Source organism: Mycobacterium sp. IDUB_5, assembly GCF_055419565.1.
The window spans coordinates 600,174-619,445 of the sequence record NZ_JBVAXX010000003.1 but is presented as its reverse complement, the minus strand read 5'-3'; the positions used below and the strand labels follow the sequence as shown (position 1 = coordinate 619,445).

The following is a 19,272-nucleotide window of genomic DNA, read 5'->3' as shown; positions in this document are numbered from 1 at the left end:
ATGGTCAGACCCGAGCGCCGCACCCGCTCAGATGTGGTGGCGGCGGTGGCGATCGTCGCTGTCGTCGCGCTCGTCGCAGCGATCATCTGGTGGACCAGTGACGCCAGGGCCACGATCAGCACGCCTGCGGCGGCACCGGTGCCCACCCTGGCCCCCGCCACCGCCGTACCCGCGACGTTGCGCCAGGCGTGGACCGCGCCCAGCGCCCGGACCAGCCAGCCGCTCGTCGTCGCCGGCGCGGTGGTCACCGGCGACGGCCGCACCATGGAAGGCCGCGACCCGACCACCGGGGACAGCCTGTGGAGCTACACCCGCGACCTCGACCTGTGCGGGGTCACGTGGGTCTACAACTACGCCGTCGCCGTCTATCCCGACGTGCGGGGATGCGGGCAGGTCAGCGCCGTTGACGCCCGCACCGGGATGCGTGGACCCACACGAACCAGCTACGCCGACAAGCAGGTCACGCTGTCCGGTGACGGCACCACCGCGCTGTCCGCCGGGGACACCCGGCTGGAGATGTGGCGTTCGGACATGGTGCGGATGCTCAGTTACGGGGCGCTCGACGCGCCACTGAACCCGGGCAAGCCGGCCTCGTCGCAGTGCCGCTTCACCTCGGCCGCGGCGAGTTCCACGGCGGTCTCGGTGCTCGAAGCGTGCCCCGATCAGGCCGATGTGCGGCTGACGCTGCTGCGACCGTCGGACGAAGAGGACACCCCGGAGCTCAAGTACGTGCCGCAGAAGGGGGTTGCCGACGGCACCGGTGCGCGCGTGGTGGCGGTGTCGGACACCACGACGGCGCTCTACGTCCCCACCCCGAAGCCCCGGCTGGACATCGTCGACGAAACCGGCGCGACCGTCGACAGCACCGTGGTGCCCGGCGCGCCGGCATCCGACGCGACGATGTCGCGGGTCGGGGACGTGATCACGTGGTGGACCGGTGACGCCGTGATGGTGTTCTCCGCCAACGGTTTTCGCTATCGCTACACTGTCGCGGCGAAAGGGCCCGACAAGCCCGTCGGCCCGGCGACGATCATGGCGGGCCGCCTGCTCGTGCCGGTCACGACGGGCTACGACGTGTTCGATCCGGTCAGCGGCGCCGGTGAGCGCCACATCGCGGTGCAGCGACCGCCCGTCGACGGGCCGGTCGTACCGGCGGTCGCGGGATCGACGGTGGTGGAACAGCGGGGCGACGAGATCGTCGGGTTGTCAGGGAGTTAGAGCTCCGGCGTGAAGGTCGCCAGCGCCTTGCCGTTCTTCCAGTGCTTGAGCAGCGACTCCGCGAACTCCCGGTACGCGACCGCGCCCTTGTTCTTGCGGCCCGTCAGCACCGAGGACCCCGACGCGCTGGCCTCGGCGAAGCGCACGGTACGCGGAATCGGCGGCGCCAGCACCGGCAGCCCGTAGCGGTCGGCGACATCGAACAGCACGTCACGGCTGTGGGTGGTGCGCGAGTCGTACAGCGTGGGCAGCGCGCCGAGCAGCTTCAGGTCGGCGTTGGTGATCTGCTGCACGTCTTTGATGGTGCGCAGGAACTGACCCACGCCGCGGTGCGCCAGCGTCTCGCACTGCAGCGGGACCACCACCTCGTCGGCCGCGGTGAGGCCGTTGAGGGTGAGCACCCCCAGAGAGGGCGGGCAGTCGATGATCACGACGTCGAAGCGGTCGGTCAGCTTCGCCAGCGCCCGCTTGAGGGCGTATTCGCGGCCGGCCCGCATCAGCAGCATGGCCTCCGCGCCGGCGAGGTCGATGTTGGCCGGCAGCAGCGTCATCCCCTCGGCCGTGTCGACCAGCGCGGTGTCGGGCTCGACGTCGCCGAGAAGCACCTCGTGCACCGAGACCGCGAGCTTGTCGGGGTCCTGCCCCAGCGAGAACGTCAGACAGCCCTGCGGATCGAGGTCGACGAGCAGCACTCGCTTGCCCATCTCCACCATCGCCGCACCCAGCGACGCCACCGTCGTCGTTTTGGCGACCCCACCCTTTTGATTGGCGACCGCCAGTACCCGCGTCACAGCTCCCATCTTGGCACGCTCTGCCCCCACCGCGTCGTTCGGAGGTCCCGCTCGCGCGGCAGAACCTGACGTTGCGGCAGAATCGGACACTGTGGCACTTCTGCAACACCGGCTGATCCTGCTTCGCCACGGCGAGACCGAATGGTCGAAATCCGGGAAGCACACCGGACGCACGGAACTCGAGCTCACCGAGCACGGGCGCGCTCAGGCCTCGGCCGCCGCCGAGACCGTGGCCCAGCTGCGACTGCAGAACCCTTTCGTGATCAGCAGCCCGCGGGTGCGCGCCCGGACCACCGCCGAGCTCGCGGGGCTGCACATCGACGAGGTCAACCCGCTGATCAGTGAATGGGACTACGGCGACTACGAGGGCACCACGACCGAAGAGATCCGCAAGGCGGTGCCGAACTGGCTGGTGTGGACGCATGGTTGTCCCGGCGGGGAGACCACGGCGCAGGTCTGCGAGCGCGCCGACCGCGCGATCGCGGTGGCGCTCGAGCACATGGAGACCCGCGACGTGATGTTCGTCGGCCACGGCCACTTCTCCCGCGCGGTGATCACCCGCTGGATCGAACAGCCCGTCTACGAGGGCATCCGCTTCGCGATGCCTGCCGTGTCGATCGCGGTGTGCGGCTTCGAGCACGGGGTCCGTCAGCTCAGCGCGCTGGGCTTGACCGGTCGTCCCGACCCGGCCGTGTCCACGTGACGAGGGAGCCGACGTTCGTCCTGGCCGGACCGGACGAGGTGGTGGTCGCCGACGGCGTGCACACCGCGTTCCCCCGGATCGCCGATGCGCGGGCCGCGCTCGCGTCGCACAGTGCGCCGATCATCGTCGGTGCGTTGCCGTTCGACCTGAGCCAACCGGCCGCGCTGATCCGGCCTCAGACCATTCGCTTCACCCCTGAGCTGCCCGCGTGGCCGTTGCGTGAGCTGCCCCCCGCGCGCATCACCGCGACGACGCCGGATGCGGGTGAACACCGCCGACGCGTCGCGGTCGCTCTGGAACGCCTCGCCGATCCTGCGACGGCGCTGCGCAAGGTGGTGCTCGCCCGGGCCTTGACGGTCGGTGCTGACGGGCCGCTCGATGCGCGCACGCTGCTGCACCGACTCGCCGGCAAGGACGGACAGGCCGTCAAGTATCTCGTCGACCTGTCGGCGGCCGGCGAGGGCCATTCCGGCGCGGCACTGATCGGAGCCAGCCCGGAGTTGCTGGTGGCGCGCCGCGGCCAGCAGGTGACCTGCCGACCGTTCGCGGGGTCGGCGCCGCGACTCGCCGATCCCGACGCCGACGCGAAAAGCGGTGCAGTGTTGGCCGATTCGGCCAAGAACCGGCATGAGCACCAGCTCGTGGTCGACGCGCTGCGCGATGCCCTGGACCCGCTGTGCACCGATCTTCAGATCGCCGAGCAGCCGCTCCTGACGAAGACCGCGGCGGTGTGGCACCTCTACACCCCGATCACCGGCCGTCTGCGGGAGACGTCGACGACGGCGCTGGATCTCGCGGTCGCCCTGCACCCGACCCCGGCCGTCGGCGGCTCCCCGACTGCTGCGGCGACCGAACTGATCACCGAACTCGAAGGTGACCGCGGTTTCTACGCCGGCACGGTGGGCTGGTGTGATCAACGCGGCGACGGCCGCTGGGTCGTGTCCATCCGCTGCGCGCAGCTGTCGGCCGACCGTCGCTCCGCCGTCGCGCATTCCGGTGGCGGAATCGTCGCAGAATCCGATCCTGACGACGAGTTGGCAGAGACCACAACGAAATTCAAGACGATCCTGGCAGCGTTGGGAGTGCGCGATGAGTGAGTCGATTCGGGTGGTGCGCCCCGGTGACGAAGCCGAGCTGACCGCGATGATCCATGAACTGGCCGCCTTCGAGAAAGCCTCGGCGGAGTGCACGGTCACCGAAACCCAGTTACGAGACGCGCTTTTCGGCGACAACCCCGTGGTCTACGGCCTACTGGCCGAGGTCGACGGCCGGGCCGCAGGCGGCGCGCTGTGGTTCCGCAACTTCTCCACCTGGGACGGCGTGGCAGGGGTCTACCTCGAAGACCTGTTCGTGCGGCCCGAATTCCGGCGACGAGGACTGGCCCGCCGACTGTTGGCCAGGCTGGCCCGCGAGTGCGTGGACCACGGGTACACCCGGCTCACCTGGGCGGTGCTCGACTGGAACACGAACGCGATCGCCCTCTACGACGGGGTGGGCGGGCGTCCGCAGACCGAGTGGCTCACCTACCGGGTGTCGGGACCCGAATTGTCCGCGCTCGCATCGGAATCCGCCTGAGTGAACCACGCCAACCCCGCGGGGCTGAACAGCAGACCCAGCACGGCGGTCGACACGGCGGCCACCACGACCGCATAGCCGAGCCGTCCGGAGCTGTACACGTACCAGGCCACACCCAGCAGGACGAGATTGGCGAACACCGCGATGCCGCGGCCCCAGCGCCGCCCGGTCAGCAGGGCCCAGCCGGCGGCCGCGACCGCCGACCCCATGATCACGAACCACACCGCGGTGCCGTAGCCGCTGATCGCGTCCTCGTGGTGTCCTGCGGCTTCCCGCACAACGAGCACGACGGCCATGACCAGCGCGAGCGCGCCCTGCAGCGCGGCGATCCCACCGGCCACCCGCACCGGCCCGGGCGTCACGGCGCGAGCCTGTCCGCCAGGTAGCGGACCGCCATCTCGTAGCCGAGCGGCCCGGCGCCGGCGATCACCATGTCGGCGACCGCAGACACGTAGGAGTGGTGCCGAAACTGTTCGCGCGCATGGATGTTGCTCAGATGCACTTCGGCGACCGGAAGGTCGACCGAGCGGAGCGCGTCGGCGATGGCGACCGAGGTGTGGCTGTAGGCCGCCGGGTTGATCACGATCGCCACGCAATCCTTACGGGCCGCCTGGATGGCGTCGATGAGTTCGCCCTCGTGGTTGCTCTGCACCGCGCGCACAGCCAGATCGTGTTCCGCGGCCACGTCACCGACCATCGCCTCGATCTGGGCGAGCGTGGTCGATCCGTACACCTCGGGCTGCCGGGTGCCGAGCAAGTTGAGGTTCGGCCCGTTGACGAGAAGGAGGCGGCGTGTGGTCACGGTCGTACGGTACCGGCGCGGCTGGAGCGAGTGTCGAGGCGAGCTGGTGTCAGTGCCGCTGGGCGGCGAGTCGGACCGGGGCATTGTCGGTTCCATAGCCGTCGTAGTGCCCGAACCGCTGCACGAACTCGAAGAAGACCGACCCCACCGTGCGGGTGTAGAAGTGCACGAAGTAGTCGCCCGGGGAGCCCGGCACCCGGTCGTAGAGCAGGTTGAGCGCCCGCAGCTGCGCCACCTCGTCGGCGCTGAGGCCGAATCGGCCCTGCAGGTAGTCGTAGTAGTTGTCCGACACCGGAAGAAAAGCCAGGCCGCGGTCGGCTGCGCGCTGCGCCACCCCGACGACATCGGAGCAGGAGAACGCGACATGCTGGGCCAGGCCGGAGTGGTCGAGCACATGCGGCGCGACGTTGAGAGGGATCCGGACGGCGCCGTCGTCGGTACGCATCACCTGGCTGCGGATCAGGCCCGTCGGCCCCGGCACCTCGGCGGGCGCGTCCGGGGTCAGGCCGAACACGCTGCGCAGGAACAGCACGGTGTCTTCGGCCGTCTGCCAGGGCTGGGTGAGGTTGGCGTGGTCGATTGCGCGGATGGGGCTGGGCTCGTCGTCGGCCACGCCGCCGTCGAACTCGGCGACCCACTCGGGGGCGCCGTGCGCTTCGGGGATCCAGAAGAATTCGGTGCCGTCGGGTGCGACGGCGGCGCCGAAAGGCTGTTCGGAGGCGTAGGTGCGGCGGTAGGCCAGCGGCGCCATCAGCTGAGAAGCCCTGGCCGAAGTGGCGGCGGCGTCGGGCACCTGCAGGCCGAGGGCGGCGACATGCGGAGCGCGGTCGCGGGCCTGCTGTTCGTTGAGCACGATGCGCGCGTCCCCCGCCGACCACAACGCCACCGGCTTGGTGCGGTGCCTACCCCGCATCGTGAACCCCAGCTGTCCCAGCAACACCTCCACCTCGCTGGTGTCTTCGGCCTTGAGCTCGACGAAGTCGAACGCAGTGGGCGGCTTGGCTGCGGTCAGCGTCGCGAGATCGGGCCGCCACCCTTCCGGGTTGGCGACAGCGACTTTGTCCTGCAACCACTTCAGCGAACGCAGCGCGTGGATCGCGGTGTGCCCCGGGTCGGTCTGGCGGAAGGTGTCGTTGAAGACCTCGAGCGACAGCGGCCCGGTGTAACCCGCGGCGAGCACGCAGCTGACGAAGCGGGTCAGATCGAACGCCCCCTCGCCCGGGAACAGTCGGTGGTGGCGGCTCCACGACAACACGTCCATCGTCAGCGCGGGCGCATCGGCGAGCTGCAGGTAGAAGATCTTGTCGGCGGGGATCTCGGAAATCTGCGCCGGATCGTGTCCCAGGGAGAGCACGTGGAAGCTGTCCAGGCACACCCCGACCGCAGGATGATCGGCGAGCTCGACGACGCGCCACGCGCGCCGGTAGTCGTCGATGAAGCGGCCCCAGGCCAACGCCTCGAACGCGATCCGTACACCGTAGGTCTGTGCGACGTCGCCGATGCGGCGTAGCTGCGCGGCGGAGACCTCGTCGGAGTCGACGGTAGCGGTCGCGACGTTGCTGCACACCAGGACCGTCTCGATTCCGAGCCGCTGGGCGGTGGCGAAGGTGGCCGCCGCGCGCCGAAGATTGTCGGCGAACGCGGTCTCGTCGACCCCCTCGAGGTCGCGGAGCGGCTGGTACAGGTCGAGGGTGAGGCCGAGACGACGGGCCAGCGCCCGGATCTCCTCCGGTGAGTGGGCGCCGGCGATCAGGTCGGGTTCGAAGATCTCGACACCGTCGAACCCCGCGGCCGCACAGGCGTGCAGCTTCTCCACCAGTGATCCAGAGAGCGAGACAGTGGCGATCGAGGTCTTCATCACAGCAATGTACCAATTAGTTCATTAACGCGAAAGACCGCTGATCCTCCCGGCGGGCGAACAGTAAGCTCAGCCACCATGGCCGCCAAGCCGAAAGCCGAACTGCAGCGGGATGCCGAGCGCACCCGAGCGGAGCTGCTGGCCGTGGCCACCGAGGTGTTCGCCGAATCGGGCTACTCCGGTGCCCGCGTCGACGAGATCGCCGAACGCACCCGCACCACCAAACGGATGATCTACTACTACTTCGGCGGCAAAGAGCAGCTCTACCTGGCAGTTCTGGAAGACGCCTACCGCGGCATCCGGCAGGCGGAACAGAAGCTCACCGTCGACCATGCCAACCCCGTCGAGGCCATCCGCCGTCTGGCGGAAGTCACGTTCGACCATCACATCGCCCACGACGCCTTCGTCCGCCTGGTGTCGATCGAGAACATCCACCGCGGCGAATTCATCCGACAGCTGCGGGAACTCCCGGAGCTGTCCCAGCCGGCAACGTCCCTGCTCGACGAGATCCTGCGCGACGGGCGGGACGCCGGCGCCTTTCGGTCGGACGTCACCGCGCTGGACGTACACCTGGTGATCAGCGCCTATTGCGTGTTCCAGGTGGCCAACCGCTACACCTTCGGCTACCTCTTCGACATCGACCTGACCGACATCTCCCAGCGCGCCCACCTGCGCAGGATGATCGGCGACGTCGTCGTGGGCTGGCTGACCGCGCCCGTCGGCTGACTTCTCTCCCGCGTGGGGCCCACGAAGTAGGGGACAGACGCGAACTCGCGCTCTGCGGGTCCTTTCGCGCGAGTTCGCGTCTGCTCGCGCCCTGACCGGGGTATGGGACGGATCACAATCCACTCTTGACGCGACCCGCACCACAGTGCTCTACTTTGCGTACTAACCAGTTAGTACATTAACGAGAGGCCCGAATGAATCCCCGTCCCCACCTCGTCGGCCTGGTCGGCACCGGCGTCGGCCCCTCGCTCACCCCCGCACTGCATATGACCGAGGCACGCGCCCAGGGACTCGACTACGTGTACCGCACGATCGACCTGGACGAACTGGGCGTCTCCCCCACCCGCATCGGCGAGGTGCTGTCGTGGGCGCGAGCGCTCGGATTCGACGCGCTGAACATCACCCACCCCTGCAAGCAGCTGGTGGTCGAGCACCTCGACGACATCGACCCCGCCGCCGCAGCACTCGGTGCGGTCAACACGGTGGTTTTCGATGCCGACGGACGCACCCGGGGCTACAACACCGACGTCACCGGCTTCGCCCACGGTTTCACCGAGGGACTTCCCGACGCCGCCACCGACACGGTGGTCCTCGTCGGCGCAGGTGGGGCGGGCACCGCGGTCGCCGACGCGCTGGTGCGCCTCGGCTGCCGAGACCTCCACATCGTCGATCTCGACGTCGCCCGCGCGGGGCGGCTCGCCGCTGAGCTCGGCAGCCGACACCGCGATGCCCGGGTGGCCGCGGCGGCGTTCGACGACCTCCCCGACCTGCTGCCCGTCAGCGACGGCGTCGTGCACGCCACCCCGACCGGCATGGCCGCCCACCCGGGCATGGCCTTCGCGCCCGCGCTGCTGCACCCGCGGCTCTGGGTGGCCGACATCGTGTACCGCCCGCTGAACACCGCATTGCTGCAGGCAGCGCGTGCCGCGGGGTGCCGCACGCTCGACGGCGGTCACATGGCGGTGTACCAGGCGACCGATGCCTTCGCCCTCATCACCGGAATCACCCCCGACGCGGAACGGATGTCCAAGCACTTCCGCTCCCTGGTCGTCGAGTGACCAGTTCAGCCCTCAAAAAACCCGCCATCCGGCACAATTCGCCAAAGGAGTCACCGATGACCACCACCCGAGAACCCGGGGCCCTCCCCGAGAAGACGCCCAGGCGGGCTGCGCTCGCCAGCTTCATGGGCAGCGCAGTCGAGTACTACGACTTCTTCCTGTTCGGCTCGGCCGCCGCATTGATCTTCCCGCAGGTGTTCTTCCCCTCCGGCGACGAGGCGGCGCTGGTGATGTCCTTCGCCACCTTCGGCTTCGCCTACATCGCACGCCCCGTCGGCGCAGTCATCCTGGGCCATTTCGGCGATCGCATCGGCCGGCAACGGGTCCTGATGTTCACCCTCGTGCTGATGGGCCTGTCGACGTTCCTGATCGGCTGCCTGCCCACCTTCGCCACCATCGGCTGGGCCGCGCCGGCGCTTCTCGTGATTTGCCGCCTGCTGCAAGGCCTTTCGGCCGCCGGCGAGCAGGCAGGCGCAAGCTCGCTGACCCTGGAACACTCCCCCGACGACCGACGGGCCTTCTTCACCTCGTGGACGTTGACCGGCACCCAGGGCGGTCTGATCCTCGCCTCGCTGGTGATGATCCCCTTCATGGCCCTGCCCGATGAAGCCAAGTACAGCTGGGGTTGGCGAGTTCCGTTCTGGCTCTCCGCCGCCGTGGTCGTGGTCGCCTACTTCATCCGCCGCCAACTGCACGAGACCCCGCAGTTCACCGAAGCCAAGAACGCCGGCACCATCGCCCGCATGCCGCTGGTGCCACTGATGCGCCACCACTGGCGTGACGTCGTGCGCGTCGTCCTCTGCGCTTTCATCGCCGCCGTGTCAACGGTGTTCGCCAATCTCGCATTGGCCTACGGCAAGAAGGTCGGGCTGGACGCAGATCTGACCCTGTGGCTCGTCGTGGCCGCCAACGTCGGCGCGCTGTTCACCCAGCCGCTCTTCGGCAAGCTCGCCGACCAGATCGGTCGCAAACCGGTCTTCATCTACGGCGCTCTCGCCTCGGCCGCGCTGATGCCCTTCTACATGCTCTCGATGAGCCAGGGCAATCACCTGCTCACATTCGCGCTGGCCATCGCGACGTTCTCGTTCGGCTACGCAGCGGCCAACGCGGTCTGGCCGTCGTTCTACGGCGAGATGTTCTCCACCCAGGTTCGGTTCTCGGGCATGGCGATCGGTACGCAGCTGGGCTTCCTGCTCGCCGGCTTCGCCCCGTCCATCGTCACCGCGCTCGGCGGTGTCCGCGAAGGCGGCTGGGTCGTCATCAGCCTCTTCACCGCGGTGGTCTGCCTGATATCGGCCGGCGCCGCCCTCACCGCGCGTGAGACGAAGGATGTTCCGACGGCCGAGCTCGGCCGCTCCGCCGTGGAGACCCCGAGGACGCTCGTCGCACATTGAGTTACAGGAGCCGCCCGATACCCCGGGCGGCGACCTGAAGTGCACCGATCAACCGCTGGCGGTCGCGCTTGAGGGTGGGTACCACCACCCCGAGCGCGGCCGCTACTGCGTTGTCCGAGGCTTGGATCACCGGCACCGCCAGCGAACACGCACCGCGCGACATCTCCTCGGCCGTCATGGCGACACCATCCCGTCGGATCCGCTCCAATTGACCGTCGAGCACGTGACGCGAGGTGATCGTCTTGGCAGTGACTCGTCGCAAATTCGCCATGACGCCGTCGCGAACGTCAGCGGGTGCATGCGCGAGCAGCACCTTCCCGACCCCCGTGCAGTGCATCGGCAACCTGCTGCCGACTGTGGACACGATCGGCACCGACGCCCGGCCCGCCAGCCGATACAGGTAGAGCACCTGATCGCCGTCGCGCACCGCGAGGTGGACCGTGGCCAGCGTCGCGGCATACACGTCACTGACGAAAGGTTCTGCCACCTGGGTCAACCGTCCTGTTACGGGGGCGAGGAGGCCGGCCTGCCACAGCAACCGACCGACCACGTAACGGCCGTCCGGGCGACGCTCCAATGCGCCACCCCCCACCAGTTCCCCGACCAGACGGTGCGCGGTGGGAAGGGCGAGATCCGCCCGGTGCGCGAGGTCGGTGAGCGCCAGTGCGCGATGCCTCTCATCGAACGCACTGACGATGGCCAGCAAACGTTGAGTCACCGTGACACCTGCCGTCGAAGCATTTCCGGCCATCAGGAGAATCCTTCCGCTCAGCGGAAGTCTAGTCTTCCGCCCCGCTATCGGCACCGCCTAGCGTCAGCGTCATGACAGCAATCATCGACACCGATCCCGACAGCGCGTCGGCGAGCCAGGCGCAGATCAGCGCCGAGATAGCGGCGATCGAGTCGGACTACCTCCGCTCGGGTCACGAGGAGACGCAGCCCCGGCTGGACTACGCGCCGTACCGCAGCAGCCTGTTGCGCCACCCCACCAAGGACCTGCACCACGCAGATCCCGAGGGCGTCGAACTGTGGTCCCCAGCGTTCGGGCAGAGCGACGTGCACACATCGGAAGCCGACCTCACCATTGCGCACAGCGGCGCTCCGATCGGTGAGCGGATCGTCGTCACCGGACGCATCCTCGACGGCGCCGGTCGCCCGGTGCGTCGTCAGCTCGTCGAGATCTGGCAGGCCAACGCGGCCGGGCGCTATGCGCACAAGCGCGATCAGCACGCCGCGCCGCTGGATCCCAACTTCACCGGCGTGGGCCGATGCCTCACCGACGACCACGGCAATTACTCGTTCACGACCATCAAACCCGGTCCGTACCCGTGGAAGAACCACCACAACGCGTGGCGCCCCGCCCACATCCACTTCTCGCTGTTCGGAACGGATTTCACGCAGCGCATGATCACTCAGATGTACTTCCCGGGCGATCCCCTGTTCGCGCTGGACCCCATCTACCAGTCGATCACCGATCAGAAGGCCCGTGACCGTCTCATCGCCACCTACGATCACGACGTCGCGGTGCACGAGTGGTGCACGGGGTATCGCTGGGACATCGTGCTGACCGGAGCACAGCGCACCGTCTTCGAGGAGGACCAGCAGTGATGAGCGCTCGCGCGAAGAGCCAGCAGACTATGACCGCCCTGCACGCCCCGACACCGGGGCAGACCATCGGACCCTTCTACGGCTACGCGCTGCCGTTCGACCGGGGTAACGAACTCGTGCCGCCGTCATCGCCCGGGGCGATCCGATTTCACGGCACCGTGACCGACGGCGACGGCCACCCCGTACCCGATGCGCTGCTCGAGATCTGGCAGGCCGGCGCCGACGGTGTCGTGCCGCGGGAGGCGGGCTCGCTGCGCCGCGACGGATGGACGTTCACGGGCTGGGGACGCGCCGCGACCGACGATGCCGGCGCCTTCTCCTTCTCCACCGTCGAACCCGGTGCGGCTGCACCGGATCGGGCCGCGTTCATCATGGTGACCGTGTTCGGCCGGGGCCTGCTCAACCGCTTGTTCACCCGTGCATACGTGCCCGGACCGGCGCTCGACAGCGATCCACTGCTGGCATCCCTGCCTGCCGATCGGCGCCGCACGCTGATCGCCGAGCGCGACGCAACGGGACTGCGATTCGACGTGTCACTGCAGGGCCCCGACGAAACGGTGTTCCTCCGCTACCCGGGCCACTGACCATGACCGACATGTTCTGGCCCGGGGATCACCGCGCAGGCACGGTCACGAGCGATGAGGCGTTTCTCACCGCGCTCGCCGAGGTCGAGAACGCCTGGCTGGCAGTGCTTGTCGAGCATGGCGTGGCTCCCGCCTCTGCCGCGGCCGATGTAACGGCGCTCGTCGATCGCACCGATGCGACAGCGATCGCCGTGGGCGCCGAGAAGGACGGCAACCCCGTCACCGGCCTCGTCGCTCTGCTGCGGTCACGCGCCGACGGCGAGACCGCACGATGGCTGCACCGCGGAATGACAAGTCAGGACGTCCTCGACACCGCGCTGATGCTGTGCACGCGCGACGCACTCACCGCGCTGCGTGCACACGTGGACAGGCAACTCCGAACGCTGACCGAGCTGGCCCGGACTCATCGGCATGACCCGCTGCTCACCCGCACGTTGACCCAGCCCGCACTCCCGGGCACCGCGGGCCTGAAGTTCGCGGTGTGGCTGGGCGCAGTGCTCGACGCCGTCGACACCCTGCGGTGCGTACCGGAGCCCGCAGTGCAGGCCGGTGGTGCGGCTGGGACGATGGCCGCGGCGACCGAATTGGCCGGCTCGACCGAGGCCGCGATGGCGATGTCAGCGTCGCTCGCCTCGAAACTCGGCCTCCGACAGGCACTTCCGTGGCACACGTCGCGAGCGCGGCTGACCCGCCTCGGCGATGCGATGGTCACCCTCTGCGATGCGTGGGGGCACATCGCCAATGACATATCGGCCGCCGCGCGCACCGGCGTGCTCGTCGAGCGCACGGGCGGCGGGTCCTCGACGATGCCGCACAAGAGCAACCCGGTGCTGACCGTGCTGCTGCGCCGCGCAGCACTGACCGCACCCCTGTTGGCCGCAACACTGCACGCCGCGTCGGCGGCGTCGGTCGACGAGCGCGCCGACGGCGCCTGGCATGCCGAGTGGGCTGCGCTGCGGACGTTGGTCCGGCACACCGTCGCCGCCGCCGACCAAGCCGCCGACCTGGTGGCCGGACTGCAGTTCGACGCCGACCGGGCCCGAGCTGATCTCGCCGCCGCCGAAGGGATCGACGCCGAGCAGCAGACCATGGCCGCGTTGGTGGATCATCCGCCCGCCCCCACCTACACCGGCGTTGCCGATCAGCTGATCGACGCCGCATTGCGCCGCGCCACCGCCTATTCAGAGGAGACACGATGAGCACATACGACGACGGAATGGCGGTCCGCCGTAAGGTTCTCGGCGATGCGCACGTCGACCGCGCCGTGGCAGGAACCACTGCCTTCACCGCCGATTTCCAGGACCTGATCACCCGCTACGCGTGGGGTGAGATCTGGACCCGTCCCGGCCTCGACCGCAGATCGCGCTCGATGATCACGCTCACCGCCCTCGTCGCTCGGGGACATCACGAGGAACTCGCGATGCATGTGCGGGCCGCCCGGCGCAACGGTTTGTCCGTCGAGGAGATCAAAGAGGTGCTGCTGCAGTGCGCGATCTACTGCGGGGTGCCCGACGCGAACACCGCTTTCCGCATCGCCGCCGGCGCCCTCGAGGACTAGCCCCGGACCAGTTGCGCGGCGGTTACCTGGCGTCCGGATAGGCCCAGATAGGCTCAGCCCTCGTGCGTGCCGTGCTGATCGTGAACCCGAATGCGACGTCGACGACGCCCGCGGGCCGCGACCTACTGGCCCACGCGCTGGAGAGCCGCACCACGCTGTCCGTCGCGCACACCGACCATCGCGGACATGCGATCGAGATCGCCGCGGAAGCAGCCCGCGGCGGCGTCGACGTGGTGATCGTGCACGGTGGCGACGGCACGGTGAACGAGGTCGTCAACGGGATCCTCGGCGAGTTGGGGCCGGGCAACCGCGGCCCCGCTGTCGGCGTCGTGCCCGGCGGGTCGGCGAACGTGTTCGCCCGCGCCCTGGGCATCAGCCCCGATCCCCTCGAGGCCACCAATCAACTCGTCGACCTGCTCTCGGAGTATCGGCGCACCCGCAGGTGGCGACGCATCGGACTGATGGACTGCGGGGAGCGCTGGGGCGTGTTCACCGCCGGCATGGGCGTCGACGGCGCCGTCGTGGCAGCGGTCGAGGAACAGCGCGCCAAGGGCCGCAAGGTCACCGCGGCCCGCTACATCCGGGTGGCGATCCGGGAGGTGCTGGCGAGCGCGCGGGAGGAACCCACGCTGACGCTGCACCTGCCCGACCGCGAACCGATCAGTGGCGTGCACTTCGCGTTCGTGTCCAACTCCAGCCCGTGGACGTACGCCAATGCCCGCCCGGTGTGGACGAATCCGGACACCACCTTCGACACGGGCCTCGGTGTGTTCGCCACGACCAGCATGAATGTGTGGGCCAACCTGGGGCTGGTCCGCCAGATGCTCTCCCGGAAGCCCCGGCTGACGGCCAAGCACCTCGTGCGCGACGACGACCTCGCCGGCCTGACGGTGACCGGTGACGGGCCGGTCGCCTGTCAGATCGACGGAGATTTCATCGGTGCGCGCGAAAAAATGACGTTCACTGCGGTTCCGGACGCGCTCGCGGTGGTGGCGCCGCCCGCAAAATATCCGTCCTGACCGGTCCTGAGCTGCGCCGGAGCAATCTGGGAGTGACTTCACAGGCCTCAACGAGGGCGCAGATGAGTTAAGAGTAGTACAACGGAGTTGAGGGTCGGAAAACGGTCCGCTGTAGTGAGATAGCCCACGTGTTAACGAACTGCTATTGACATCTGTTCAGCCTGTGAAAGCATCGGATGCAACAGCGCAGAAACATTTGGTGCGCTTGCGTTAACAGCCGAAGGAAAAAGCTCGTGCGCTTCGCTGCGCACACGATAAGGAGTAGAACTCATGGATTGGCGCCACAAGGCGGTCTGTCGCGACGAGGATCCGGAACTGTTCTTCCCGGTGGGAAACAGCGGCCCGGCCCTCGCCCAGATTGCTGACGCAAAGCTCGTGTGCAACCGGTGCCCCGTCACCGCGGAGTGCCTGAGCTGGGCTTTGGACTCCGGTCAGGACGCCGGCGTCTGGGGTGGCATGAGCGAAGACGAGCGCCGCGCCCTCAAGCGCCGCAACGCTCGCACGAAGGCTCGCTCCGGCGTCTGATCTTCCGACGCAAACTTCACCGCGACGGCCCCGACGAAAGTCGGGGCCGTCGCTGTGTGAACTGAATTACACGCCAGCTATCCGTAATGCGAACGCACAGAATGGCAGCGCCCGCCACAATTCTCAGAATTGAGTCGTGCGGGCTCGGCGGCCTATCGGCACCCGCAGCACCACATCGGTTCCACCGCCCGGGACGTCGTGCATCCCCAGCGATCCGTCGAGTTCGGCCGACACCAGGGTCCGCACGATCTGCAACCCCAGGCGGTCGGACTTCTCCAGGCTGAAGCCCGCGGGCAATCCGCGGCCGTCGTCGTGCACGACCACGTCGAGCCAGCGCGCCGACCGCTCCGAACGAATCGTCACGCACCCGGTCGCCGTGGTGCTGTCGAACGCGTGCTCGATGGCGTTCTGCACCAGCTCGGTGATCACCATGATCAGCGCAGTCGCCCGGTCGGCGTCGAGGACACCCAGGTCGCCCTGCCGATTGATGCGGATCGGCGAATCCACGGTGGCGACGTCGTTCATGATCGGCAGGATCCGGTCGATGACCTGGTCGAGGTTCACCTCTTCGTCGAGCGACATCGACAGCGCGTCGTGCACCAGGGCAATGGACGACACGCGGCGCACCGATTCGATGAGCGCCTCTCGACCTTCCGGATTGGTGGTGCGGCGCGCCTGCAACCGCAGCAGCGCGGCCACGGTCTGCAGGTTGTTCTTCACCCGGTGATGGATCTCCCGGATCGTGGCGTCCTTCGACAGCAGCGCCCGGTCACGCCGTTTGACCTCGGTGACGTCGCGGATCAGCACCGCCGCCCCCACGGCGGCGCCGTGGGCCAGCAGCGGGAGCGTGCGTAGCAGGACGGCGGCCCCGCCGGCGTCGACCTCCATCCGCATGCTGGACCCGCCCGCCAGCGAGTCCCGCACGTGGTTCGCCAGCTCCTGCGCCTCGAACGGATCGGAGATGAGGGGTCGGGTGACGCTGACGAGGTTGTGCCCCTCGAGTTCGGCCGTCAGCCCCATGCGGTGGTAGGCCGAGATCGCGTTCGGACTGGCGTAGACGACGGCTCCGGCCTTGTCGAGACGGATGAAGCCGTCGCCGACACGCGGACTCGACCGTGACATCGCCAGGTCTCCCACGTTGGGGAAGGTGCCCTCCGAGAGCATCAGCAGCAGATCGGCGGCACAGTCGACGTAGGCGACCTCGAGCGGGCTCGCCTGCCGGGGCGCCAGCGACGTCTGATGGGTCAGGACGGCGACGACGTGGGAACCGTGGCGGACCGGAACGGCTTCGACGTTCAGGCCGGGCCCACCGTCGGTGCCGTCGACCGTGGCCCGCCCGATGGCGCCGGAATCGAAGGCCGTCGCGATGATCGGTACCGTCGCGGTCTTGGCGACCGTACCGACGGCGTCGGCGAGCAGCACGGTCGGCGCCGTGTTGGGGCGAACCTGCGCGACGCATACAACGCGGTCGTCGTCGCGGCGCACCCACATCAGGAAGTCGGCGAACGACAGATCGGCCAACAACTGCCATTCGCCGACGACGGCGTGCAGGTGATCGACGGCGTTGCCGGGCAGGACAGTGTGCTCGGCGAGCAGGTCACCGAGGGTGGACATGGACCTGCAGCGGGCTAGCTGATGACGGCGATAAGATCGCCGGCCTGGATCACGTCACCGACCGAGACGCTGACCTTGCTGACGGTGCCGGCGACCTCGGCGAGCACCGGGATCTCCATCTTCATCGACTCGAGCAGCACGAGTGTGTCGCCTTCGCCGATCTGATCGCCCTCGCTGACCACGACCTCGAGCACACTGGCCACGATTTCCGCGCGAACGTCCTCGGCCATCTTCAACCCCACTCATCCACCGGCGTCTTTGTCCGGTCTATCGAACCACACCCTGCTGTGGACAGAGCACCAACTGGCCCGTGCGACAATGGCTGCAATCAGTCGAGCAATTCGGAGGTGGACGATGGCCAAGCGGGGCCGCAAGAAGCGCGATCGGAAGCACAGCAAGGCCAACCACGGCAAGCGACCCAACTGCGGGTCGAAGTCAGTGCGCTGACGCCCCTGATCAACGACGAACCGCCCGGACTTCTTCACAGAAGCCGGGCGGTTCGTCGTCGTTGGCGCGGGTTGTGGGGTCAGCCCCCGCGGATGATCGTTGTCTGGCTGATCTGGATGCGCAGCCGCTCCCGCAGGCTCTCCGGAGCGCGCTCACCGCTGCACTTGGTGGCGATCAGGTTCTTGACGCGTTCTTCGACGCCGTAGTGGCGCAGGCAGGTGGGGCACTCTGCCAGATGGTGGCGCAGCCGGTCGCGGGTCTCGACGGTGCACTCGCCGTCGAGCAGCGTCCACACCTCGGCGATGACTGCGGCGCATTCGGGATGCTCGGGGTCGATCGGACCGATCGGCGGGGTCCAGCGTTCCTCGTCGGACCCGCCCTGCGTGCTGCTCATGACGTGACCTCCTGGGTCGCCTCGGCCTGCTGGCCCCGGATGAAGCCGCGTTCGCGGGCCACATCGGCCAGCAACTCGCGCAATTGGCGCCTGCCGCGATGCAGCCGCGACATCACCGTCCCTATCGGCGTATCCATGATCTCGGCGATCTCCTTGTAGGGGAAGCCCTCTACGTCGGCGTAGTAGACGGCCATCCGAAAATCTTCGGGCAGCGCCTGCAGGGCTTCCTTGATCTCACTGTCGGGCAGCATCTCCAACGCCTCCACCTCGGCGGACCGCAGCCCCGTCGACGTGTGTTCGGCATTGGCCGCGAGCTGCCAGTCGGTGATCTCCTCGGTCGGATACTCCGCCGGCTGGCGCTGCTTCTTGCGGTAGCTGTTGATGTAGGTGTTGGTCAGGATCCGGTAGAGCCACGCCTTGAGGTTGGTGCCCGCCCGGAAGGAGCGGAACCCGGCGTACGCCTTGACCATCGTTTCCTGCAGCAGATCCTCCGCGTCGGCGGGGTTGCGCGTCATGCGCAGCGCACCGCCGTAGAGCTGATCGAGCAGCGGAATGGCATCCCGCTCGAAACGAGCGGTCAGCTCGGCGTCCGATTCCTCGGCGGCCGGTGTGGTCTCTGGATCGAGGCTTGCTTTTGGATCGAGGGTGGCTTCGGCAGCCGACCCATCGGTGTCAGTCATTCTCAGGAACACCGTCCCTTCTGTTGCGGCACCATCGAGGCGATCCGGCAGACGCACCAGACGCAACGGGGCCTCTACGGCCAACGTTGGCACCATCTATCCCCTTCTCTCGATCCTAGAGGTCATGACTGACGACTTTCTCTGTAGCTGCCACCTGCTCAGCTGATCGAGACAACAGCGGCAACGGCACAGCTGTTCCCGCGAGCCTCGTCGTACCCTGTCCCGGTGGCCCGCGCAGCGACCCCGGCGATCGCAGCCCTGGTGGCGGCCGGTGTGCCGCACACCGTGCTGGCCTACCACCACGATCCCCGCAGCGAGGCTTTCGGTGACGAGGCCGTCGAAGCGCTTGCGGGTGACGGCCTGGTCGCCGGGCAGATCTTCAAGACGCTGGTCGTGGCGCTGCCGAAAGGGTTGGGCGTCGCGGTCCTGCCGGTGCCGTCGAAGCTGTCGCTGAAGGCCGCCGCGGCGGCGCTGGGAGCGGCGAAGGCGACGATGGCGGATCCGGCCGCGGCGCAACGTTCCACCGGGTACGTGCTCGGCGGGATCTCCCCGCTGGGGCAGCGCAAGCCGCTGCCCACGGTGGTGGACTCCTCGGCGCTGGGCTGGGACCGGGTGCTGTGCAGCGCGGGCAAGAGGGGCCTCGACGTCGCGCTCGCCCCGCAGGATCTGGTCCGACTGACCAACGCGGTCACCGCCGAGATCACCGCGCTCTAGGGTG

24 protein-coding genes are annotated in these 19,272 nt (G+C 68.4%); 15 read left to right on the top strand and 9 right to left on the bottom strand.

Translation table 11 applies throughout. The features are described 5' to 3' along the window. Positions 1-1,218: an Rv3212 family protein gene (locus tag ACZY1G_RS12245; RefSeq protein ID WP_463822513.1), complete on the top strand. Its 1,218-nt coding sequence runs from the start codon at positions 1-3 to the stop codon at positions 1,216-1,218. Here ACZY1G_RS12245 and ACZY1G_RS12240 read toward each other — a convergent pair. Then, positions 1,215-2,018 carry a ParA family protein gene (locus tag ACZY1G_RS12240; RefSeq protein WP_463822512.1) on the bottom strand — a complete coding sequence of 268 codons (804 nt, stop codon included), beginning with the start codon at positions 2,016-2,018 and terminating at the stop codon, positions 1,215-1,217. The two genes, ACZY1G_RS12245 and ACZY1G_RS12240, sit on opposite strands and share 4 nt — an antisense overlap. An 82-nt stretch (positions 2,019-2,100) precedes the next feature. Between ACZY1G_RS12240 and ACZY1G_RS12235 the strand changes: the two genes are divergently transcribed. Genes ACZY1G_RS12235 through ACZY1G_RS12225 form a run of 3 tightly spaced genes read left to right on the top strand, consistent with a single transcriptional unit; the run spans position 2,101 to position 4,287 of the window. Continuing rightward, the gene (locus ACZY1G_RS12235) at positions 2,101-2,712 is read left to right on the top strand and encodes an acid phosphatase (protein WP_463822511.1); all 612 of its coding nucleotides are present in this window, start codon (positions 2,101-2,103) and stop codon (positions 2,710-2,712) included. Further along, entirely contained in the window at positions 2,709-3,809 is a 1,101-nt protein-coding gene (locus tag ACZY1G_RS12230) for an isochorismate synthase (protein ID WP_463822510.1), read from the top strand. The genes ACZY1G_RS12235 and ACZY1G_RS12230 overlap by 4 nt, the downstream gene beginning before the upstream one ends. Next, positions 3,802-4,287: an N-acetyltransferase family protein gene (locus ACZY1G_RS12225; protein ID WP_463822509.1), complete on the top strand. Its 486-nt coding sequence runs from the start codon at positions 3,802-3,804 to the stop codon at positions 4,285-4,287. The genes ACZY1G_RS12230 and ACZY1G_RS12225 overlap by 8 nt, the downstream gene beginning before the upstream one ends. On the opposite strand, the gene ACZY1G_RS12220 is transcribed toward ACZY1G_RS12225, so the two are convergent. The 3 genes from ACZY1G_RS12220 to ACZY1G_RS12210 are packed head-to-tail and all read right to left on the bottom strand — an operon-like array spanning position 4,236 to position 6,947. Then, complete coding sequence (locus ACZY1G_RS12220) at positions 4,236-4,649, bottom strand: hypothetical protein (RefSeq protein WP_463822508.1); 414 nt, start codon at positions 4,647-4,649, stop codon at positions 4,236-4,238. The two genes, ACZY1G_RS12225 and ACZY1G_RS12220, sit on opposite strands and share 52 nt — an antisense overlap. Next, positions 4,646-5,089, bottom strand: a complete 444-nt coding sequence (aroQ, locus tag ACZY1G_RS12215; protein ID WP_463814546.1) for a type II 3-dehydroquinate dehydratase — start codon at positions 5,087-5,089, stop codon at positions 4,646-4,648. The genes ACZY1G_RS12220 and aroQ overlap by 4 nt, the downstream gene beginning before the upstream one ends. Before the next feature lie 49 nt (positions 5,090-5,138). Continuing rightward, positions 5,139-6,947 (bottom strand): bifunctional sugar phosphate isomerase/epimerase/4-hydroxyphenylpyruvate dioxygenase family protein, encoded by a 1,809-nt coding sequence (locus tag ACZY1G_RS12210; RefSeq protein WP_463814545.1) that lies wholly within the window; start codon positions 6,945-6,947, stop codon positions 5,139-5,141. A 78-nt stretch (positions 6,948-7,025) separates the two neighbouring features. Between ACZY1G_RS12210 and ACZY1G_RS12205 the strand changes: the two genes are divergently transcribed. The 3 genes from ACZY1G_RS12205 (at position 7,026) to ACZY1G_RS12195 (ending at position 10,125) form a co-directional block, all read left to right on the top strand. After that, entirely contained in the window at positions 7,026-7,673 is a 648-nt protein-coding gene (locus ACZY1G_RS12205; protein ID WP_463814544.1) for a TetR/AcrR family transcriptional regulator, read from the top strand. 194 nt (positions 7,674-7,867) lie between these two features. Next, positions 7,868-8,731, top strand: coding sequence for a shikimate dehydrogenase (locus ACZY1G_RS12200; RefSeq protein ID WP_463822507.1), 864 nt, complete (start codon positions 7,868-7,870; stop codon positions 8,729-8,731). Positions 8,732-8,787: 56 nt separating this feature from the next. Continuing rightward, entirely contained in the window at positions 8,788-10,125 is a 1,338-nt protein-coding gene (locus tag ACZY1G_RS12195; protein ID WP_463814542.1) for an MFS transporter, read from the top strand. Between the two features lies 1 nt (position 10,126). On the opposite strand, the gene ACZY1G_RS12190 is transcribed toward ACZY1G_RS12195, so the two are convergent. Then, a complete protein-coding gene (locus ACZY1G_RS12190) occupies positions 10,127-10,876 on the bottom strand; it encodes an IclR family transcriptional regulator (protein WP_463822506.1) in 750 nt (249 codons plus the stop codon). Positions 10,877-10,947: 71 nt separating this feature from the next. Between ACZY1G_RS12190 and pcaH the strand changes: the two genes are divergently transcribed. The 6 genes from pcaH to whiB1 all read left to right on the top strand — a co-directional run bounded on the left by pcaH (position 10,948) and on the right by whiB1 (position 15,419). After that, positions 10,948-11,733, top strand: a complete 786-nt coding sequence (gene pcaH, locus ACZY1G_RS12185) for a protocatechuate 3,4-dioxygenase subunit beta (RefSeq protein WP_463822505.1) — start codon at positions 10,948-10,950, stop codon at positions 11,731-11,733. 29 nt (positions 11,734-11,762) lie between these two features. Then, positions 11,763-12,317 carry a protocatechuate 3,4-dioxygenase subunit alpha gene (pcaG, locus tag ACZY1G_RS12180; protein ID WP_463814539.1) on the top strand — a complete coding sequence of 185 codons (555 nt, stop codon included), beginning with the start codon at positions 11,763-11,765 and terminating at the stop codon, positions 12,315-12,317. A 2-nt stretch (positions 12,318-12,319) separates the two neighbouring features. Continuing rightward, positions 12,320-13,516, top strand: coding sequence for a lyase family protein (locus ACZY1G_RS12175; RefSeq protein WP_463822504.1), 1,197 nt, complete (start codon positions 12,320-12,322; stop codon positions 13,514-13,516). Continuing rightward, the gene (gene pcaC, locus ACZY1G_RS12170) at positions 13,513-13,875 is read left to right on the top strand and encodes a 4-carboxymuconolactone decarboxylase (protein WP_463822503.1); all 363 of its coding nucleotides are present in this window, start codon (positions 13,513-13,515) and stop codon (positions 13,873-13,875) included. The genes ACZY1G_RS12175 and pcaC overlap by 4 nt, the downstream gene beginning before the upstream one ends. Before the next feature lie 62 nt (positions 13,876-13,937). After that, the gene (locus ACZY1G_RS12165) at positions 13,938-14,894 is read left to right on the top strand and encodes a diacylglycerol/lipid kinase family protein (RefSeq protein ID WP_463822502.1); all 957 of its coding nucleotides are present in this window, start codon (positions 13,938-13,940) and stop codon (positions 14,892-14,894) included. A 270-nt stretch (positions 14,895-15,164) separates the two neighbouring features. Next, positions 15,165-15,419, top strand: coding sequence for a transcriptional regulator WhiB1 (whiB1, locus tag ACZY1G_RS12160; RefSeq protein ID WP_046364816.1), 255 nt, complete (start codon positions 15,165-15,167; stop codon positions 15,417-15,419). A gap of 123 nt (positions 15,420-15,542) precedes the next feature. Here the strand turns inward: whiB1 and ACZY1G_RS12155 are convergent, their stop codons facing one another. Next, positions 15,543-17,033, bottom strand: coding sequence for a sensor histidine kinase (locus ACZY1G_RS12155; RefSeq protein WP_463822501.1), 1,491 nt, complete (start codon positions 17,031-17,033; stop codon positions 15,543-15,545). A 14-nt stretch (positions 17,034-17,047) separates the two neighbouring features. Continuing rightward, a complete protein-coding gene (locus tag ACZY1G_RS12150) occupies positions 17,048-17,263 on the bottom strand; it encodes a biotin/lipoyl-binding carrier protein (protein WP_043414713.1) in 216 nt (71 codons plus the stop codon). Between the two features lie 124 nt (positions 17,264-17,387). Here ACZY1G_RS12150 and ACZY1G_RS12145 point away from each other — a divergent pair, with 124 nt between their 5' ends. After that, positions 17,388-17,480: a 50S ribosomal protein bL37 gene (locus tag ACZY1G_RS12145; RefSeq protein WP_104863173.1), complete on the top strand. Its 93-nt coding sequence runs from the start codon at positions 17,388-17,390 to the stop codon at positions 17,478-17,480. Between the two features lie 79 nt (positions 17,481-17,559). Here the strand turns inward: ACZY1G_RS12145 and rsrA are convergent, their stop codons facing one another. Then, on the bottom strand, positions 17,560-17,874 hold the full coding sequence (gene rsrA, locus ACZY1G_RS12140; protein WP_463814534.1) for a mycothiol system anti-sigma-R factor: 315 nt from the start codon (positions 17,872-17,874) through the stop codon (positions 17,560-17,562). Then, the gene (locus tag ACZY1G_RS12135) at positions 17,871-18,554 is read right to left on the bottom strand and encodes a sigma-70 family RNA polymerase sigma factor (RefSeq protein WP_463814533.1); all 684 of its coding nucleotides are present in this window, start codon (positions 18,552-18,554) and stop codon (positions 17,871-17,873) included. The genes rsrA and ACZY1G_RS12135 overlap by 4 nt, the downstream gene beginning before the upstream one ends. Positions 18,555-18,779: 225 nt before the next feature. On the opposite strand from ACZY1G_RS12135, the gene ACZY1G_RS12130 reads away from it, so the two are divergent. Then, positions 18,780-19,268 carry an aminoacyl-tRNA deacylase gene (locus ACZY1G_RS12130; protein WP_463814532.1) on the top strand — a complete coding sequence of 163 codons (489 nt, stop codon included), beginning with the start codon at positions 18,780-18,782 and terminating at the stop codon, positions 19,266-19,268. Positions 19,269-19,272 lie beyond the last annotated feature (4 nt).

Bases quoted from the DNA above. Each gene is read 5' to 3' on its own strand.
- ACZY1G_RS12245 (WP_463822513.1), top strand. From the start codon at position 1: ATGGTCAGACCCGAGCGCCGCACCCGCTCAGATGTGGTGGCGGCGGTG.
- ACZY1G_RS12240 (WP_463822512.1), bottom strand. From the start codon at position 2,018: ATGGGAGCTGTGACGCGGGTACTGGCGGTCGCCAATCAAAAGGGTGGG.
- ACZY1G_RS12225 (WP_463822509.1), top strand. From the start codon at position 3,802: ATGAGTGAGTCGATTCGGGTGGTGCGCCCCGGTGACGAAGCCGAGCTG.
- ACZY1G_RS12210 (WP_463814545.1), bottom strand. From the start codon at position 6,947: ATGAAGACCTCGATCGCCACTGTCTCGCTCTCTGGATCACTGGTGGAG.
- ACZY1G_RS12205 (WP_463814544.1), top strand. From the start codon at position 7,026: ATGGCCGCCAAGCCGAAAGCCGAACTGCAGCGGGATGCCGAGCGCACC.
- ACZY1G_RS12200 (WP_463822507.1), top strand. From the start codon at position 7,868: ATGAATCCCCGTCCCCACCTCGTCGGCCTGGTCGGCACCGGCGTCGGC.
- ACZY1G_RS12195 (WP_463814542.1), top strand. From the start codon at position 8,788: ATGACCACCACCCGAGAACCCGGGGCCCTCCCCGAGAAGACGCCCAGG.
- ACZY1G_RS12190 (WP_463822506.1), bottom strand. From the start codon at position 10,876: ATGGCCGGAAATGCTTCGACGGCAGGTGTCACGGTGACTCAACGTTTG.
- pcaH (WP_463822505.1), top strand. From the start codon at position 10,948: ATGACAGCAATCATCGACACCGATCCCGACAGCGCGTCGGCGAGCCAG.
- pcaG (WP_463814539.1), top strand. From the start codon at position 11,763: ATGACCGCCCTGCACGCCCCGACACCGGGGCAGACCATCGGACCCTTC.
- ACZY1G_RS12175 (WP_463822504.1), top strand. From the start codon at position 12,320: ATGACCGACATGTTCTGGCCCGGGGATCACCGCGCAGGCACGGTCACG.
- pcaC (WP_463822503.1), top strand. From the start codon at position 13,513: ATGAGCACATACGACGACGGAATGGCGGTCCGCCGTAAGGTTCTCGGC.
- whiB1 (WP_046364816.1), top strand. From the start codon at position 15,165: ATGGATTGGCGCCACAAGGCGGTCTGTCGCGACGAGGATCCGGAACTG.
- ACZY1G_RS12155 (WP_463822501.1), bottom strand. From the start codon at position 17,033: ATGTCCACCCTCGGTGACCTGCTCGCCGAGCACACTGTCCTGCCCGGC.
- ACZY1G_RS12150 (WP_043414713.1), bottom strand. From the start codon at position 17,263: ATGGCCGAGGACGTTCGCGCGGAAATCGTGGCCAGTGTGCTCGAGGTC.
- ACZY1G_RS12145 (WP_104863173.1), top strand. From the start codon at position 17,388: ATGGCCAAGCGGGGCCGCAAGAAGCGCGATCGGAAGCACAGCAAGGCC.
- rsrA (WP_463814534.1), bottom strand. From the start codon at position 17,874: ATGAGCAGCACGCAGGGCGGGTCCGACGAGGAACGCTGGACCCCGCCG.
- ACZY1G_RS12135 (WP_463814533.1), bottom strand. From the start codon at position 18,554: ATGACTGACACCGATGGGTCGGCTGCCGAAGCCACCCTCGATCCAAAA.